Source organism: Citrobacter sp. RHBSTW-00881 (assembly GCF_013728515.1).
Classification (GTDB): domain Bacteria; phylum Pseudomonadota; class Gammaproteobacteria; order Enterobacterales; family Enterobacteriaceae; genus Citrobacter; species Citrobacter braakii.
Genome location: NZ_CP056269.1, coordinates 5062481 through 5079330 on the forward strand (window position 1 = coordinate 5062481; position 16850 = coordinate 5079330).

General features: G+C 51.3%; 13 protein-coding genes and 1 pseudogene. 8 read left to right on the forward strand and 6 right to left on the reverse strand.

Features of this window, described 5'->3' with window-relative positions; all coding sequences use genetic code 11:
* The first annotated feature begins 37 nt into the window (after positions 1-37).
* The 3 genes from HV311_RS24295 (at position 38) to ompL (ending at position 3647) form a co-directional block, all read left to right on the forward strand.
* The gene (locus tag HV311_RS24295; protein ID WP_016155166.1) at positions 38-1420 is read left to right on the forward strand and encodes an MFS transporter; all 1383 of its coding nucleotides are present in this window, start codon (positions 38-40) and stop codon (positions 1418-1420) included.
* Between the two features lie 46 nt (positions 1421-1466).
* Positions 1467-2888: an MFS transporter gene (locus HV311_RS24300; RefSeq protein WP_169330468.1), complete on the forward strand. Its 1422-nt coding sequence runs from the start codon at positions 1467-1469 to the stop codon at positions 2886-2888.
* Between the two features lie 66 nt (positions 2889-2954).
* The gene (gene ompL, locus HV311_RS24305; protein ID WP_191220556.1) at positions 2955-3647 is read left to right on the forward strand and encodes a porin OmpL; all 693 of its coding nucleotides are present in this window, start codon (positions 2955-2957) and stop codon (positions 3645-3647) included.
* 69 nt (positions 3648-3716) lie between these two features.
* Here the strand turns inward: ompL and typA are convergent, their stop codons facing one another.
* The gene (gene typA, locus HV311_RS24310; RefSeq protein WP_008786988.1) at positions 3717-5540 is read right to left on the reverse strand and encodes a ribosome-dependent GTPase TypA; all 1824 of its coding nucleotides are present in this window, start codon (positions 5538-5540) and stop codon (positions 3717-3719) included.
* 380 nt (positions 5541-5920) lie between these two features.
* On the opposite strand from typA, the gene glnA reads away from it, so the two are divergent.
* The 4 genes from glnA to HV311_RS24330 all read left to right on the forward strand — a co-directional run bounded on the left by glnA (position 5921) and on the right by HV311_RS24330 (position 10227).
* Positions 5921-7330: a glutamate--ammonia ligase gene (gene glnA, locus HV311_RS24315; protein ID WP_003028638.1), complete on the forward strand. Its 1410-nt coding sequence runs from the start codon at positions 5921-5923 to the stop codon at positions 7328-7330.
* A gap of 203 nt (positions 7331-7533) precedes the next feature.
* Positions 7534-8583 (forward strand): nitrogen regulation protein NR(II), encoded by a 1050-nt coding sequence (gene glnL, locus HV311_RS24320; RefSeq protein WP_016155163.1) that lies wholly within the window; start codon positions 7534-7536, stop codon positions 8581-8583.
* Between the two features lie 11 nt (positions 8584-8594).
* Positions 8595-10004 carry a nitrogen regulation protein NR(I) gene (gene glnG, locus HV311_RS24325; RefSeq protein ID WP_047357802.1) on the forward strand — a complete coding sequence of 470 codons (1410 nt, stop codon included), beginning with the start codon at positions 8595-8597 and terminating at the stop codon, positions 10002-10004.
* Between the two features lie 112 nt (positions 10005-10116).
* Entirely contained in the window at positions 10117-10227 is a 111-nt protein-coding gene (locus HV311_RS24330; RefSeq protein ID WP_003028631.1) for a YshB family small membrane protein, read from the forward strand.
* 87 nt (positions 10228-10314) lie between these two features.
* Here the strand turns inward: HV311_RS24330 and hemN are convergent, their stop codons facing one another.
* The 3 genes and pseudogenes from hemN to HV311_RS24345 all read right to left on the reverse strand — a co-directional run bounded on the left by hemN (position 10315) and on the right by HV311_RS24345 (position 12740).
* The gene (gene hemN, locus HV311_RS24335) at positions 10315-11688 is read right to left on the reverse strand and encodes an oxygen-independent coproporphyrinogen III oxidase (RefSeq protein WP_080861134.1); all 1374 of its coding nucleotides are present in this window, start codon (positions 11686-11688) and stop codon (positions 10315-10317) included.
* 188 nt (positions 11689-11876) lie between these two features.
* A complete protein-coding gene (yihI, locus tag HV311_RS24340) occupies positions 11877-12386 on the reverse strand; it encodes a Der GTPase-activating protein YihI (protein ID WP_019077947.1) in 510 nt (169 codons plus the stop codon).
* A gap of 105 nt (positions 12387-12491) precedes the next feature.
* Positions 12492-12740: pseudogene (locus HV311_RS24345) on the reverse strand (hypothetical protein).
* A 209-nt stretch (positions 12741-12949) separates the two neighbouring features.
* Here HV311_RS24345 and yihA point away from each other — a divergent pair.
* The gene (gene yihA, locus HV311_RS24350) at positions 12950-13582 is read left to right on the forward strand and encodes a ribosome biogenesis GTP-binding protein YihA/YsxC (protein ID WP_005121851.1); all 633 of its coding nucleotides are present in this window, start codon (positions 12950-12952) and stop codon (positions 13580-13582) included.
* Positions 13583-13701: 119 nt separating this feature from the next.
* Here yihA and HV311_RS28350 read toward each other — a convergent pair whose 3' ends face one another.
* Together HV311_RS28350 and polA are read right to left on the reverse strand one after the other, a co-directional pair.
* A complete protein-coding gene (locus HV311_RS28350) occupies positions 13702-13749 on the reverse strand; it encodes a spot 42 RNA, inhibition of DNA synthesis (RefSeq protein WP_071892919.1) in 48 nt (15 codons plus the stop codon).
* Between the two features lie 166 nt (positions 13750-13915).
* On the reverse strand, positions 13916-16702 hold the full coding sequence (polA, locus tag HV311_RS24355) for a DNA polymerase I (RefSeq protein WP_049282323.1): 2787 nt from the start codon (positions 16700-16702) through the stop codon (positions 13916-13918).
* Positions 16703-16850: the final 148 nt, after the last annotated feature.

The following is a 16850-nucleotide window of genomic DNA, read 5'->3' on the forward strand; positions in this document are numbered from 1 at the left end:
GCCCGTGGGGAAACTCGCGGGCACATGGAGAATAATAATGAGTCAGACTTCCTCTAATCCGGCAACCCTACGCTTGCCGTTCAAAGAAAAACTCGCCTATGGGATGGGTGATTTAGGCTCCAATATCCTGCTGGATATTGGTACGCTCTATTTACTCAAGTTTTATACCGATGTCCTTGGTTTACCTGGAACTTATGGCGGTATCATTTTCCTCATCGCCAAGTTTTTTACCGCGTTTACCGATATGGGCACCGGGATTATGCTTGATTCCCGCCGCAAAATCGGCCCGAAGGGAAAATTCCGTCCGTTCGTTCTTTATGCCGCATTTCCGGTTACCTTGCTGGCGATTGCAAACTTTGTCGGTACACCGTTTGAAGTAACCGGTAAAACGGTCATGGCAACGGTGCTGTTTATGCTGTACGGATTGTTTTTCAGCATGATGAACTGCTCCTATGGTGCGATGGTTCCCGCGATTACGAAAAATCCTGACGAACGCGCGTCGCTTGCCGCCTGGCGGCAAGGTGGCGCAACCCTTGGTCTGTTGCTGTGTACCGTCGGTTTTGTTCCCGTAATGAATCTGATCGAAGGCAACTCGCAGCTGGGTTATATCTTCGCCGCCACGTTGTTTTCTCTGTTTGGCCTGCTGTTTATGTGGCTCTGCTATGCCGGGGTAAAAGAACGCTACGTGGAAGTGAAACCCGTTGATGCCGCGCAAAAACCGGGATTGCTGCAATCCTTTCGCGCCATCGCCGGTAACCGCCCGCTGTTTATTCTGTGCATTGCCAACCTTTGCACGCTTGGCGCGTTTAACGTCAAGCTGGCGATTCAGGTCTACTACACCCAGTACGTTCTTAATGACCCGATCCTCCTTTCCTGGATGGGCTTTTTTAGCATGGGCTGTATCTTCATCGGCGTCTTCTTGATGCCTGGCATGGTCAGACGTTTCGGCAAGAAAAAAGTCTACATCGGCGGTTTGCTGATTTGGGTGGCGGGCGATCTGCTTAACTACTTCTTTGGCGGCGGCTCCGTCAGCTTTGTCGCGTTCTCTTGTCTGGCGTTCTTCGGCTCAGCATTCGTCAACAGCCTGAACTGGGCGCTGGTATCGGACACGGTGGAGTACGGCGAGTGGCGCACCGGTGTGCGATCGGAAGGGACTGTCTACACCGGATTCACCTTCTTCCGTAAAGTGTCACAAGCGCTGGCAGGATTCTTCCCGGGATGGATGCTGACGCAAATCGGCTACGTCCCCAATGTGGTGCAATCTGCAAGTACGGTCGAAGGATTGCGTCAGTTGATCTTTATTTATCCCTGCGCCTTGGCGGTGATCACCATTGTAGCTATGGGCTGTTTCTACAACCTTAACGAGAAGATGTATGTCCGCATCGTTGAAGAGATAGAAGCGCGTAAACAACCCGTTTGATAATAATAATGAATAGCGCTCTACGGGGCGCTATTGAGGAGCGATTATGTCTTTTCATGATCCGCTAACGCTAAAACTGAGCCTGCGTGAAAAATTCGCCTACGGAGTGGGTGACTTCGGCTCAAATTTGATGCTGTGTATCGGCACGCTGTATCTGCTTAAATTTTATACCGATGAACTAGGGATGCCGGCGTATTACGGTGGGATTATCTTTTTGGTGGCGAAGTTCTTCACCGCTTTCACTGATATGTTGACCGGTGTGTTGCTGGACTCAAGGCGTAATATTGGCGCAAAAGGGAAATTCAGGCCCTTTATTTTGTATGCATCATTTCCTGTTGCTGTCGTTGCCAGCGCGCAGTTTTTAGCGACAGATTTTACGCTAACGGTGAAAACCGGACTGGCGACAGTGTTGTTTATGCTGTTCGGGCTGTTCTATAGCCTGATGAACTGCTCCTACGGCGCGATGGTGCCCGCGATCACGAAAAACCCGCATGAACGAGCTCAGCTCGCCGCCTGGCGTCAGGGCGGCGCTACCGTAGGCCTGTTACTGTGTACTGTTGGCTTTATGCCTATTCAGGCGCTATTTGTTAGTTCACCTTCGCTGGGTTATCTGATTGCCGCACTGATCTTCTCCGTCTGCGGACTGTTCAGTATGTGGTGGTGCTTTAGCGGTGTGAAGGAACGCTATATCGAAATCGTGCCGGATCACCATAAGCCCAGCATTCTCAAGTCGTTCTGCGCCATTTTCCGTAACCCTCCACTGCTGGTGCTGTGTGTCGCCAATCTGTGCACGTTGGCGGCATTCAACATCAAGCTGGCGATCCAGGTGTATTACACCCAGTACGTGCTCAACGATATTCATCTGCTGTCGTGGATGGGTTTCTTCAGCATGGGATGCATTCTGGTTGGGGTACTGCTGGTTCCCGCGGCTGTAAAACGCTTCGGTAAAAAGCAGGTTTACCTCGGTGGCCTGGCGCTATGGGCTATCGGTGATGTGCTGAACTTTTTCTGGGGCAGTACGTCATTTTTATTCGTCACGTTCTCTTGCATGGCCTTCTTCGGAACCGCTTTTGTTAACAGTCTAAACTGGGCACTGGTTCCGGATACGGTCGATTATGGCGAATGGAAAACGGGGATCCGTGCAGAAGGTTCGGTGTATACGGGTTATACCTTTTCTCGCAAAATTTCTGCTGCGCTCGCAGGCTTTCTACCGGGCATCATGCTGACGCAAATCGGTTATATCCCCAATATAGTCCAGAGCGATGCCACACTGCTCGGTTTGCGTCAGCTTATTTTCCTCTGGCCTTGCGGACTTGCAATTATTGCAGCACTCACGATGGGCTTCTTTTATAAGCTCAACGAAACTCGTTTTGCTTTTATTATTGAGGAAATCAGCCAACGGAAGAAAAACAACATTCAACCGGACTCTATTACTAATAAAAAGAACACCTCTGCTGTAAACGTATAAAAATAATTGCCGCCTATTCCATCCCAATGGATGGCGGCCTCCCTACGCGTAAAAAATGGATTTATCATGAAAAAATTAACGACAATAATTCTCTTAACCTCTGTGGTATCAACCTCTGCTTTCGCTGGAGCTTATGTAGAAAACCGCGAAGCATATAACCTGGCATCCGATCAAATGGAAGTCATGCTGCGCGTTGGCTATAACTCCGATATGGGCGCAGGTATCATGCTCACGAATACCTACACTATGCAACGCAAGGATGAGTTAAAACACGGCTATAACGAAATAGAGGGTTGGTACCCGTTATTTAAACCAACAGATAAATTAACAATCCAGCCTGGAGGGTTAATAAACGATAAGAGTATTGGCTCAGGCGGTGCTGTTTATCTGGATGTTAACTATAAATTTACACCGTGGTTTAATCTTACCGTGCGTAATCGATATAACCATAATAACTACAGTTCAACCGACCTAAACGGTGAGCTGGATAATAATGATACCTATGAAATAGGCAACTACTGGAACTTTACCATTACCGATAAATTTTCCTATACCTTTGAACCGCACTATTTTATACGAGTCAATGACTTCAATAGCAGCAATGGAAAAGATCATCACTGGGAAATTACCAATACCTTTAAGTATCGTATCAATGAACACTGGTTACCCTACCTTGAATTACGCTGGTTAGATCGCAATGTTGAACCCTATCATCGCGAACAAAACCAGATTCGTGTTGGGGCAAAGTATTTCTTCTAATTCTCCTGATGATAAAAAAAGCCGCTGAAATCAGCGGCTTTTTTATGCTTACCTGAGAAAGAGCGTTAATTACTCTTCTTTCGCGCCACGCATTGCACGGCGACGATCGTTTTCAGTCAGGTGACGCTTACGGATACGGATAGAGGTTGGGGTAACTTCTACCAGTTCGTCGTCATCGATGAATTCCAGAGCCTGCTCCAGAGTCATCTTAACCGGCGGAACCAGAACCGTTGCTTCGTCAGTACCGGACGCACGCATGTTGGTCAGTTTCTTACCGGTCAGGCAGTTTACTGTCAGGTCGTTAGAGCGGCTGTGAATACCGATGATCTGGCCTTCGTAAACTTCAGCACCGTGACCCAGGAACAGCTTACCGCGATCCTGCAGGCTGAACAGTGCGAACGCAACTGCTTTACCCTGGCCGTTGGAGATCAGTACGCCGTTCTGACGCTGACCCACATCACCCGCACGAACATCGTCGTAGTGGCTGAAGGTGGAGTACAGCAGACCGGTACCGGAAGTCATGGTCATGAATTCTGAACGGAAGCCGATCAGACCACGGCTTGGGATCACGTAGTCAAGACGTACGCGGCCTTTGCCATCTGGATTCATGTTTTTCAGGTCGCCTTTACGCTCACCCAGAGCCTGCATGACAGAACCCTGATGCTGCTCTTCTACGTCCAGCGTTACGTTTTCGAACGGCTCTTGTTTACGGCCGTCGATTTCGCGGAAGATTACTTTCGGACGGGAAACCGCCATTTCGAAACCTTCACGACGCATGTTCTCGATCAGAACAGACAGGTGCAGCTCACCACGACCGGATACACGGAACGCATCCGCATCTTCGGTTTCTTCGACGCGCAGCGCAACGTTGTGCACCAGCTCTTTGTTCAGGCGGTCAAGGATCTGACGAGAGGTAACATATTTACCTTCTTTACCACAGAACGGGGAGGTGTTTACGCAGAAGAACATGGTTACGGTCGGTTCATCAACGGACAGAGCCGGCAGCGCTTCGACGTTCTGCGGGTCGCAGATGGTGTCGGAGATGTTCAGTTCGCCCAGACCGGTGATCGCGATGATATCGCCCGCTTCGGCAATATCACTCTCGATACGTTCCAGACCCAGATGGGTCAGAACTTTACCGACTTTACCGTTACGGGTTTTGCCTTCGCTATCAATGATAGTGATCTGCTGGTTCGGTTTAACTTTACCGCGTTTGATACGGCCGATGCCGATTACGCCAACGTAGTTGTTGTAGTCCAGCTGAGAGATTTGCATCTGCAGCGGGCCATCAAGGTCTACGCTTGGAGCCGGAACACGATCAACGATGGTCTGATACAGCGGAGTCATGTCTTCAGCCATATCTTCGTGATCCAGACCTGCGATACCGTTCAGCGCGGAAGCGTAAACGATCGGGAAGTCCAGCTGCTCGTCGGTAGCGTCGAGGTTAACGAACAGGTCAAATACCTGATCAACAACCCAGTCAGGACGCGCGCCAGGGCGGTCAACTTTGTTGATAACAACAATTGGCTTCAGGCCATGGGCAAAGGCTTTTTTGGTCACGAAGCGCGTCTGCGGCATCGGACCATCCATTGCATCCACCACCAGCAGCACGGAGTCGACCATGGACATTACACGTTCAACTTCACCACCGAAGTCGGCGTGCCCTGGGGTATCAACGATGTTGATACGGTAGTCATTCCATTTGATAGCGGTGTTTTTAGCGAGGATGGTAATCCCACGCTCTTTCTCCAAATCGTTGGAGTCCATCACGCGCTCTTGGGTTTCAGCACGTGCATCGAACGTACCGGATTGTTGGAGCAGCTTGTCTACCAGGGTCGTTTTACCATGGTCTACGTGCGCGATGATGGCGATGTTACGCAAATTTTCGATCACAACTTTGCCTCAGGCATTTTAGAAATAGCGCGTTATTGTACACGGATTAATCGCAGTACAAAACAGGATCACAAACATCCTCCGCAAACAAGTATTGCAGAGTTTCTTTGTGATCACATTCACGGAGCGTTAAAAGGGGTAATCTGACATGCTTTGCACCAATATGGTGCTTAATGTTCACATTAAAGCACTATAATGGTGCAATACAACCTTCATGGTGCAGCCCCTTTGCACGATAGTGCGCATGATAACGCCTTTTAGGGGCAATTTAAAAGTTGGCACAGATTTCGCTTTATATTTTTTACGGCGACACGGCCAATTTTTTGCAGAATTGAAGACTTCGTTACCACGACGACCATGACCAATCCGGGAGAGTAAGTATGTCCGCTGAACACGTTTTGACGATGCTGAACGAACACGAAGTGAAGTTTGTTGATTTACGCTTCACTGATACCAAAGGTAAAGAACAGCACGTCACTATTCCTGCTCATCAGGTAAATGCCGAATTCTTTGAAGAAGGCAAAATGTTTGACGGCTCCTCAATCGGTGGCTGGAAAGGCATTAACGAATCAGACATGGTTCTGATGCCAGATGCGTCTACTGCACTCATCGACCCGTTCTATGAAGAGTCCACCCTGATCATCCGTTGCGATATCCTGGAACCAGGTACGCTGCAGGGCTACGACCGCGACCCGCGCTCCATCGCTAAACGCGCTGAAGAGTATCTGCGTTCTACCGGCATCGCAGACACCGTTCTGTTCGGGCCTGAGCCAGAGTTCTTCCTGTTTGACGACATCCGTTTCGGCGCGTCCATTTCCGGTTCCCACGTGGCTATCGATGACATCGAAGGCGCATGGAACTCTTCCACCAAATACGAAGGTGGTAACAAAGGTCACCGTCCTGGCGTGAAAGGCGGTTACTTCCCAGTTCCTCCGGTAGATTCTTCTCAGGACATCCGTTCTACCATGTGTCTGATCATGGAAGAAATGGGCCTGGTTGTTGAAGCGCATCACCACGAAGTGGCGACCGCAGGTCAGAACGAAATCGCGACCCGCTTTAACACCATGACCAAAAAAGCGGACGAAATTCAGATCTACAAATATGTGGTTCACAACGTCGCTCACCGTTTCGGTAAAACCGCGACCTTTATGCCAAAACCTATGTTTGGCGATAACGGTTCCGGTATGCACTGCCACATGTCCCTGTCCAAGAACGGCGTAAACCTGTTCTCTGGCGACAAATATGCGGGTCTGTCTGAGCAGGCGCTGTTCTACATCGGCGGCGTAATCAAACACGCTAAAGCGATCAACGCCCTGGCTAACCCAACCACCAACTCTTACAAGCGTCTGGTCCCAGGCTACGAAGCGCCGGTAATGCTGGCTTACTCTGCCCGTAACCGTTCTGCTTCTATCCGTATTCCGGTAGTGGCTTCTCCGAAAGCGCGTCGTATCGAAGTGCGTTTCCCGGACCCGGCTGCTAACCCGTACCTGTGCTTCGCAGCACTGCTGATGGCGGGCCTTGACGGTATTAAGAACAAGATCCACCCGGGCGAAGCCATGGATAAAAACCTGTACGACCTGCCGCCGGAAGAAGCGAAAGAGATCCCACAGGTTGCTGGTTCTCTGGAAGAAGCACTGAAAGAACTGGATCTGGACCGCGAGTTCCTGACTGCAGGCGGCGTGTTCACCAATGAAGCGATCGATGCGTACATTACGCTGCGTCGCGAAGAAGATGACCGGGTGCGTATGACTCCGCACCCGGTAGAGTTTGAGCTGTACTACAGCGTTTAATTAGTACCAATACTCCGTAGATTTCTTGTTGCGACCCACGCGGCTGTAGCAAGAAAAATATAGAGTCTTTAAGTTGCCGTGGAACTTTTAGCCCATCCCAGGATGGGCTTTTTTCTCCACTAACAACCTGCTTCCTCGCGCTTTTTTGATGTAAAAAGCTATAATGCACTGAATTGGTGCAACACTTTTCAGGAGACTGCTGAATGGCAACCGGCACGCTGCCCGATGCTGGGCAGATCCTCAATTCTTTAATCAACAGCATCTTACTCGTCGACGATGAGCTGGCGGTACATTACGCCAACCCGGCGGCACAACAGCTGCTCGCCCAAAGCTCCCGCAAACTGTTTGGTACCCCACTTCCGGATCTGTTGAGTTATTTCTCCTTAAACATCGGGCTGATGCGAGAGAGCCTGGAAGCAGGCCAGGGCTTTACGGATAACGAAGTGACGCTGGTGATAGATAGCCACTCACACATCCTCTCTGTGACCGCTCAGAGGCTGCCTGATGGCCTTATCCTGCTGGAGATGGCGCCAATGGATAACCAGCGCCGTCTGAGCCAGGAACAACTCCAGCACGCCCAGCAGATTGCTGCCCGCGATCTGGTGCGCGGCCTGGCGCACGAAATTAAAAACCCGCTGGGTGGATTACGCGGCGCGGCGCAACTACTCAGTAAAGCGCTTCCGGACCCGGCGCTGACCGAATATACCAAAGTAATTATTGAGCAGGCCGACCGCCTGCGTAATCTGGTCGACCGTCTGCTGGGACCGCAACAGCCGGGAATGCACGTCACAGAAAGTATTCACAAAGTGGCGGAGCGCGTGGTGGCGCTGGTCTCGATGGAGCTGCCGGAAAACGTCACGCTGATTCGTGATTACGACCCGAGTCTGCCTGAATTACTGCACGACCCGGACCAGATCGAGCAGGTTTTGCTGAACATCGTGCGCAATGCTTTGCAGGCGCTGGGACCGGAAGGCGGCGAGATTATTCTGCGTACCCGCACCGCGTTTCAGCTCACGCTGCACGGTATGCGTTATCGCCTGGCGGCGCGGATTGATGTTGAGGATAACGGCCCGGGAATTCCCTCGCATTTGCAGGACACGCTGTTCTACCCAATGGTCAGCGGTCGCGAAGGCGGTACCGGCCTTGGATTATCCATCGCCCGTAATTTGATTGATCAACATTCCGGCAAAATTGAATTTACCAGTTGGCCGGGTCATACCGAGTTCTCGGTTTACCTGCCTATCAGGAAATAAAGGTGACGTTTATGCAACGAGGAATAGTCTGGGTAGTTGATGACGATAGTTCCATCCGTTGGGTGCTTGAACGTGCGCTCGCAGGGGCAGGACTAAGCTGCACTACATTTGAGAGTGGTAAAGAGGTACTGGACGCGCTGGCCAGCAAAACGCCGGACGTACTGCTGTCGGATATCCGTATGCCAGGCATGGACGGCCTGACGCTGTTAAAACAGATCAAACAGCGGCATCCGATGCTTCCGGTCATCATAATGACCGCACACTCCGATCTGGATGCTGCCGTCAGCGCCTACCAGCAAGGGGCGTTTGATTATCTGCCCAAACCTTTTGATATTGATGAAGCCGTGGCGCTGGTCGAACGCGCCATCAGCCATTATCAGGAACAGCAGCAGCCGCGTAATATTCAAATCAACGGCCCAACAACCGACATCATCGGCGAAGCACCGGCAATGCAAGACGTCTTTCGCATTATTGGTCGCCTGTCCCGTTCTTCAATCAGCGTATTGATTAACGGAGAGTCCGGGACCGGTAAAGAGCTGGTCGCCCATGCGTTGCACCGTCATAGTCCGCGCGTCAAAGCACCGTTTATCGCGCTGAACATGGCTGCTATTCCGAAAGATTTGATCGAGTCTGAGCTGTTTGGCCATGAAAAAGGGGCGTTTACCGGGGCGAATACGATTCGTCAGGGGCGCTTTGAACAGGCAGACGGCGGCACGCTGTTCCTCGATGAAATTGGCGATATGCCGCTGGACGTGCAGACACGTTTATTGCGCGTATTAGCCGATGGACAGTTTTACCGCGTTGGCGGTTATGCGCCTGTGAAGGTGGACGTACGTATTATCGCCGCCACGCACCAGAACCTGGAACTGCGGGTGCAGGAAGGCAAATTCCGTGAGGACTTATTCCATCGCCTGAACGTCATCCGGGTGCATCTGCCGCCACTGCGCGAACGTCGGGAAGATATCCCACGCCTGGCGCGTCATTTCCTGCAGGAGGCCGCCCGCGAACTCGGAGTAGAAGCCAAGCAATTACACACTGAAACCGAGGCGGCGCTCACCCGTCTGTCATGGCCGGGAAACGTGCGTCAGCTTGAGAATACCTGTCGCTGGTTAACCGTAATGGCCGCCGGACAGGAAGTACTCATTCAGGACTTACCGACCGAACTGTTTGAAACCACCGTGCCTGACGCACCGTCCCATATGCAGCCAGACAGCTGGGCAACCCTGTTGGCACAGTGGGCGGATCGGGCATTACGTTCCGGTCATCAAAACCTGCTTTCAGAGGCTCAACCGGAGATGGAGCGCACGCTGTTGACCACCGCGCTACGCCATACCCAGGGGCATAAACAGGAAGCGGCACGGCTGCTCGGTTGGGGCCGTAATACCTTGACGCGAAAGTTAAAAGAACTCGGAATGGAGTGACGATCGGTCACTGTGTAAAGATTGATAATTGAGCGCAAATTGCTGCTATTTTGCGCTTTACTGTTCCGATGAGTTAAGTATGATCGTGCCCGGCAAACGGGGGGAAGTCATCATGCTGGAATCAATGATAAATCTGCTATCGAGCGGTGCGGTTGAAAGCCATACGCCACAAACTGCGGTTGCCGCCGTGCTGTGTGCGGCGCTGGTTGGGCTGTTCAGCTAGCGGGTTTGTCGGGTGGCGCTTCGCTTACCCGACCTACGTATTGAGATTTCGTAGGCCCGGTAAGCGAAGCGCCACCGGGCAACCCGGCTAAATAACGCGCGAGAACTGCTGCAAACGCGCTTTTTGGCGCAGATATGCATCGAAGCACATGCAAATATTACGAATCAGCAGACGCCCCTTCGACGTAACCTGAATCCCCTTCTCATCCACATCCACCAGCCCATCTTTCGCCAGCGGCGCCAGCAGTTTCAGGTCTTCGGCAAAATAGTCAGCGAAGTTCAGACCCCATTGCTGTTCCACGGCGGCATAGTCGAGGCGGAAATTGCAGATCAGGAGCTTAATAACATCCCGACGAATGCAGTCGTCGCGGGTCAGGGCAATTCCGCGCCACAGCGCATTCCCCTGCTCGTCTACCTGCTGGTAATAGTGCTTCAGCTCTTTCTGATTCTGCGCGTAGTTGTCGCCAATCATACTGATGGCCGATACGCCCATCCCCAGCAGATCGGTATCCCCCTGGGTGGTATAGCCCTGGAAATTGCGATGCAAAACGCCCTCGCGTTGAGCAATGGCCAGTTCGTCATCCGGGCGGGCAAAGTGATCCATGCCAATGAACTGATAGCCAGTTTCGGTCAGTGAAGAGATGGTCTCCTGCAGGATATCCAGCTTCTGCTGCGCGCTGGGCAGGTCGGCATCTTTAATCTTGCGCTGGGCAGCAAACAGCGTCGGCAGGTGCGCGTAGTTAAAGACGCTCAGACGGTCTGGATTCAGCTCAGCCACGCGTTTCAGGGTAAAGGCGAAGCTCTCTGGCGTCTGTTTTGGCAGGCCATAAATCAGATCGATATTCGTTGAGGTAAAGCCAATCTCCCGCGCATGATTCAGCAGCGCAAAGATAAACTCCTCATCCTGCTCACGGTTCACCAGGCGCTGGACTTCTTTGTTGAAGTCCTGCACTCCCATGCTCAAACGGTTAAAACCTTCAGCGCGTAAATGATCAAGGACATCCAGCTCGATTTCACGCGGATCCACTTCGATCGAGATTTCGGCATCGTCGTTAAAGTTGAAATTGCCACGCAGCAGTGACATCAAACGGCTGATTTGCGCTTTATTCAGATACGTTGGCGTGCCGCCGCCCCAGTGCAGCTGGCTGACATGGCGTCCGGCGAACAGCGGTGCGCGATGGATAATTTCTTGTTCCAGGGCATCGAGATATTGATCTGCTTTATGCTGCTGGCGAGTCACAATCTTGTTGCAGCCACAGAAGTAGCACAGTTTGTGGCAGAACGGGATGTGAACGTACAGCGAGAGCGGACGCTCAGGATAACGCGCCACGGCCTTTAGAAATGCTTCTGTGCCGTAGTCTTCAGAAAACTCCAGCGCGGTCGGGTACGAGGTATATCGTGGCCCGGAATAGTTATATTTCTGGATCAGGGCCAGGTCCCAGTCTATTAACTGCTCTGACATGCTCACTCCTTCCGATGGCGTCTCTGGCGGGTACGGCGTACCGGCTTAACCCCAGTGCGGGTGATAAGCCGGTTGCGCAGCCACTTCTGTCGCCGCGACAACCGCTGTAGTTTAACGAATAACCACACCAGATAACATATAACCGGAAGGGTTATAAGCAGGACGGGAAGACCCACGGTGTAAAACCGTTAGTTGCCGCCTTTCAGCAGACGCATCATGTCTTCCTGCTTTTCTTCCTCTTCCTCTTCTTCCTCGTCATCGTAAGAAAGACCCAGCTTTTGCATCAGCTCATCGATGCGGTCCAGCTTGGCATCAACCCAGGTCTGATCTTCCGCGCTCAGGGTTTCTCCTGCTTCAAGACGCTCCAGCAGCGCATCCAGGCGCTCATCCGTTTCCAGTAAATCCAACTCAGCCTGTGGTGAAAGCATAGGTTTCTCACTCTTCGGTTTGTGCTGTTTGGTGACTTTTTCGGTCACGCCCAATGGAATGGGGTTTTTGCTGCCAATACGAGGATCTTTTTGCTTATTTTGGTTTCCGCCACCAGATGCGCCTTCGCTACCGGACGCACGGCTACCCGCCGCATGACCACGGTGTTTTTTCTGGCGCTTACGGTCGCGAGCTTCCTGATTAATTTCTTCGCGTGTTTTACGACGCGCTTTTGCAGGACCTTTACCGCGTGGTGTAGAAGTTGGTTTCATCATGATTCGTCTTTGGCTGTTTTATTCAGTATATAATTGCGCCGGAATCTAGCAGAAATAAAGAAAAAAGGCGACAGAGTAATCTGTCGCCTTTTTTCCTGACTCTCAACCCTTACGGGCTCTACAATCCTTGTTGGCTATCAACACACCCTGTTTTTCCCTTAGCCTGAAACATTCCGTGTTGTTTCCATTTCCTTTTACTAACGTCTCCAGACGTTTGTCTCCCTGACAATCCTGTGTCTTCGCCTCCTGGCGCTCCTGACCCTCATCCTGAGTCGACTATCCTGTCAGCTTCCTCGCTATGGGCGCTACTTTACCGCTTTGGTTTAAACGTACAAGTAACCTGGGTAACAATTTCGGACTTTAAGAATAGTGCCTTATCTTAACTATATGATTTATTTTAGTTACGTCATTTTTTACTCTGTCATCTCGTATAGAAACTATCGGCAATGTCTCACAAAGTGCGAGGTTTTTACTTACATAGCCTACGCGTCGAAAAACCAGCCTTTTGCTGGGGTTCAGGTATAATCGCTGCAAAGCCCTGATTGATGGAGAGGACTGCTTTGACTAACTTGAATTATCAACAGACGCACTTTGTGATGAGTGCGCCTGATATTCGCCACTTACCTTCCGATACCGGTATCGAAGTGGCTTTTGCTGGCCGTTCCAACGCAGGCAAATCCAGTGCGCTAAATACCCTGACGAATCAAAAGAGTCTGGCGCGTACATCTAAAACGCCGGGTCGTACTCAGCTCATCAACTTGTTTGAAGTCGTTGACGGCAAACGCCTGGTCGATTTGCCAGGATACGGTTATGCCGAAGTTCCGGAAGAGATGAAGCGCAAATGGCAGCGCGCGCTGGCTGAATATCTGGAAAAACGTCAGAGCCTGCAAGGTCTGGTGGTATTGATGGATATTCGTCACCCACTAAAAGACCTCGACCAGCAGATGATCCTGTGGGCGGTTGAGAGCAACGTTCAGGTTCTGGTACTGCTGACTAAAGCAGACAAGCTGGCCAGCGGTGCGCGCAAAGCCCAGTTGAATATGGTACGTGAAGCCGTACTGGCATTTAACGGTGATGTACAGGTAGAAGCATTTTCATCACTGAAAAAACTAGGCGTGGACAAACTTCGGCAGAAGCTGGATAGCTGGTTTAGTGAACTGGCGCCGATTGAAGAGATGCAGGACGGGGAGTAACCCACCGATATGCCGGATAGCGCCGCTGCGCGTCTTATCCGGCCTACAGCCTGTACGAAACTTTTCTTTCGCACAATAAAAAACGCCCCAGTCATTACTGACTGGGGCGGCTAAAATATTCAGCCAAATCCGATTACGTGAAGTAAAAGGTCTGAAAGATAGAACATCTTACCTCTGTACCCTACGTGAATAACTTTACTCTTTTTTGAGCAGCTCAGAAAGCACTTTTTGTAATTTTTTTTCATTCCTTACATAGGGAATTCTAATGGACATCACAAAAAGTTCTATCTTATGTTGCTTAGTTACGAAAAAGGGGCGTTATTCAGTAAACCCTTAGTGCGCCTGATCCCAGTTTTCGCCACTACCGACTTCCACCAGCAACGGCACATCAATCTGGGTCTCGTTTTCCATCAGTTGATGGATCTTTTTAGAGACGCTTTCGAGGTCATCTTTATGCACTTCAAACACCAGTTCATCGTGTACCTGCATGATCATGCGCACACGTGGTTGCTCGGTTTGCAGCCACCCGTCCACCGCAATCATGGCTCGTTTGATAATGTCTGCGGCAGTACCCTGCATCGGGGCGTTAATTGCCGCGCGCTCTGCACCAGCGCGACGAGCGCCATTACTGGATTTAATATCCGGTAAATAGAGACGACGCCCTTCCAGCGTTTCGACATAACCTTGCTCTTTTGCCTGTGCACGGGTGCGTTCCATATATTCCAGCACGCCAGGGTAGCGTTCGAAGTAGAGGTCCATGTACTTCTGTGCTTCTCTACGTGGAATATTCAACTGGCGCGCCAAACCAAAGGCACTCATCCCGTAGATCAAACCGAAGTTGATGGCTTTCGCGCTGCGGCGTTGTTCACCAGTCACGGAATCCAGCGGTAAGCCAAAGACTTCCGCCGCCGTTGCGCGGTGAATATCTTTCCCTTCGGCAAATGCGGTAAGCAGACCTTTATCACGCGAGAGATGCGCCATGATACGCAGCTCAATCTGTGAGTAGTCGGCGGAGACAATCACGTAGTCTTCTGGCGCAATAAACGCCTGACGAATACGACGACCTTCGTCATTACGTACCGGGATGTTCTGCAGGTTTGGATCCGTAGATGATAAGCGCCCGGTAGCGGTCACCGCCTGGTGATAGGAGGTGTGAACGCGCCCGGTTTTCTTGTTAATCATCAACGGAAGCTTATCCGTATAGGTCGACTTCAGTTTTGCTAAGCCGCGATATTCCAGGATCACTTTCGGCAATGGGTAATCGAGCGCGAGCTCTTCCAGTACCTCTTCCGACGTTGATGGCGCGCCGCCAGGGGTTTTCTTCAGCGGCTTAATACCCTGCTTTTCAAACAGGATAGTTTGCAGTTGCTTGGTGGAAGAGAGGTTAAACGCTTCTCCGGCGATCTCGTGCGCTTTTTGCTCCAGCTCGTTCAAACGCAGCGTCAGCTCTTCTGAATGTTTGTGCAGAACAGCCGGATCGATTTTCACACCATTGCGCTCAACGCGAGACAAAACAGGAACCAGCGGCATATCGATATTTTCAAAGACGTTCAGCGGTCCTTTATGCTGCTGCAATTCTGGCCACATTTTGAGATGGAGCTGTAGCGTAACGTCGGCGTCTTCCGCAGCGTAACGTCCGGCTTCTTCCAGCGCTATCTGGTTAAAGGTCAGCTGGTTTTTGCCCTTTCCGGCGATCTCTTCAAAGGTGATGGTTTTATGTTTCAGCCAGCGGTCCGACAGGCTGTCCATATCGTGTCGGCCAGCGACGCTGTTAAGAATGTAGGATTCGAGCATGGTGTCAAAGGTGATACCACGCAGTTCGATGCCATAGTTCGCCAGGATACCGCGATCATACTTCAGGTTTTGCCCGACTTTATGCGCGTTCTCATCTTCCAGCAGCGGCTTCAGCAATGCCAGCGCGCGGTCGCGAGCGATCTGATCGGGGGCGTCCAGGTAATCGTGGGCAACAGGAACATATGCAGCCACACCCGGTTCAATGGCAAAAGACAGGCCAACCAGATTCGCAGAGATGTTGTCCAGGCTGTCAGTTTCAGTATCGAAGGCAAAGACAGGCGCTTTTTTCAGCTTCGCAATCCACTCTTCCAGAGTCGCTTCATCCAGAATTGTCACATAGTTATCATACGAGAGAACCGTGGCCGGCCCCTCAGGCGTTTCATCGACGGCGATAGTTTCCTGTGGTTTTGCCGCCGGCTTCGTTCCTTTCGCCTGTAGCCATTTACCCGCTTCAACGTCAGTAACCCAACGCTTGAATTCATACTGTTTAAACAGGCCAAGTAGTTCATCCGCTGCCGGCTGACGTACTTCCAACTGCTCGCAGGTCAACTCCAGTTCAACATCCGTTTTGATGGTAGCTAATTGATAAGAGAGGTACGCTACCTCTTTATTCTGCTCAAGTTTGCCCGCCATAGTTTTCGCACCACGGAAAGTCAGCCCCGCGATTTTGTCTGATTCAGCATAGAGGGTATCCAGCCCCCCCAGCCCCTGCAGCAGAGCCTGCGCGGTTTTTTCACCTACGCCAGGAACGCCTGGGATGTTATCTGAGGAATCCCCCATCAGCGCCAGGAAATCGATGATCAGTTCTGGTGGAACACCATATTTATTCACCACTTCATCCGGGCCGAGGATCGTATTGGTCATGGTGTTGATCAGGGTGATATTCGGCGTCACCAACTGAGCCATATCTTTATCACCAGTGCTAATCAGCACCGGACGCCCCACCTTCTCTGCTTCCCGCGCCAGCGTACCAATGACATCGTCTGCTTCCACGCCCGAAACGGCCAGCAGTGGCAACCCCATCGCTTTTACCATCGCATGCAGAGGCTCAATCTGCGCACGCAGATCGTCCGGCATGGGTGGGCGGTGTGACTTGTAGTGTTCGAATAACTCATCACGGAAGGTTTTACCCTTAGCGTCGAATACCACCGCAGCATGGGTCGGCTGATATTGCAGAATCAAGCTACGCAGCATGTTGAGGACACCATACATCGCGCCAGTAGGTTCTCCTGCACTGTTGGTCAGCGGCGGGAACGCATGGTATGCGCGATACAGGTAAGAGGAGCCATCTACAAGGATAAGTGGGTTTTCTGGGATCTGAACCATAATGTCCGTGCCTGTTTATCAGATTATGGGTAAAGGATGCCACAGACAGGATGAAAACATGAGTTTTTCGCCGCATTTGTCGAAAAACTTTTGTAGATCTTCTGCTTTGATCGCAAAGAAGACTGTGGATAACTTTGTGAATAAATAA

Bases quoted from the DNA above. Each gene is read 5' to 3' on its own strand.
- HV311_RS24295 (WP_016155166.1), top strand. From the start codon at position 38: ATGAGTCAGACTTCCTCTAATCCGGCAACCCTACGCTTGCCGTTCAAA.
- HV311_RS24300 (WP_169330468.1), top strand. From the start codon at position 1,467: ATGTCTTTTCATGATCCGCTAACGCTAAAACTGAGCCTGCGTGAAAAA.
- ompL (WP_191220556.1), top strand. From the start codon at position 2,955: ATGAAAAAATTAACGACAATAATTCTCTTAACCTCTGTGGTATCAACC.
- glnA (WP_003028638.1), top strand. From the start codon at position 5,921: ATGTCCGCTGAACACGTTTTGACGATGCTGAACGAACACGAAGTGAAG.
- glnL (WP_016155163.1), top strand. From the start codon at position 7,534: ATGGCAACCGGCACGCTGCCCGATGCTGGGCAGATCCTCAATTCTTTA.
- glnG (WP_047357802.1), top strand. From the start codon at position 8,595: ATGCAACGAGGAATAGTCTGGGTAGTTGATGACGATAGTTCCATCCGT.
- HV311_RS24330 (WP_003028631.1), top strand. From the start codon at position 10,117: ATGCTGGAATCAATGATAAATCTGCTATCGAGCGGTGCGGTTGAAAGC.
- hemN (WP_080861134.1), bottom strand. From the start codon at position 11,688: ATGTCAGAGCAGTTAATAGACTGGGACCTGGCCCTGATCCAGAAATAT.
- yihI (WP_019077947.1), bottom strand. From the start codon at position 12,386: ATGAAACCAACTTCTACACCACGCGGTAAAGGTCCTGCAAAAGCGCGT.
- polA (WP_049282323.1), bottom strand. From the start codon at position 16,702: ATGGTTCAGATCCCAGAAAACCCACTTATCCTTGTAGATGGCTCCTCT.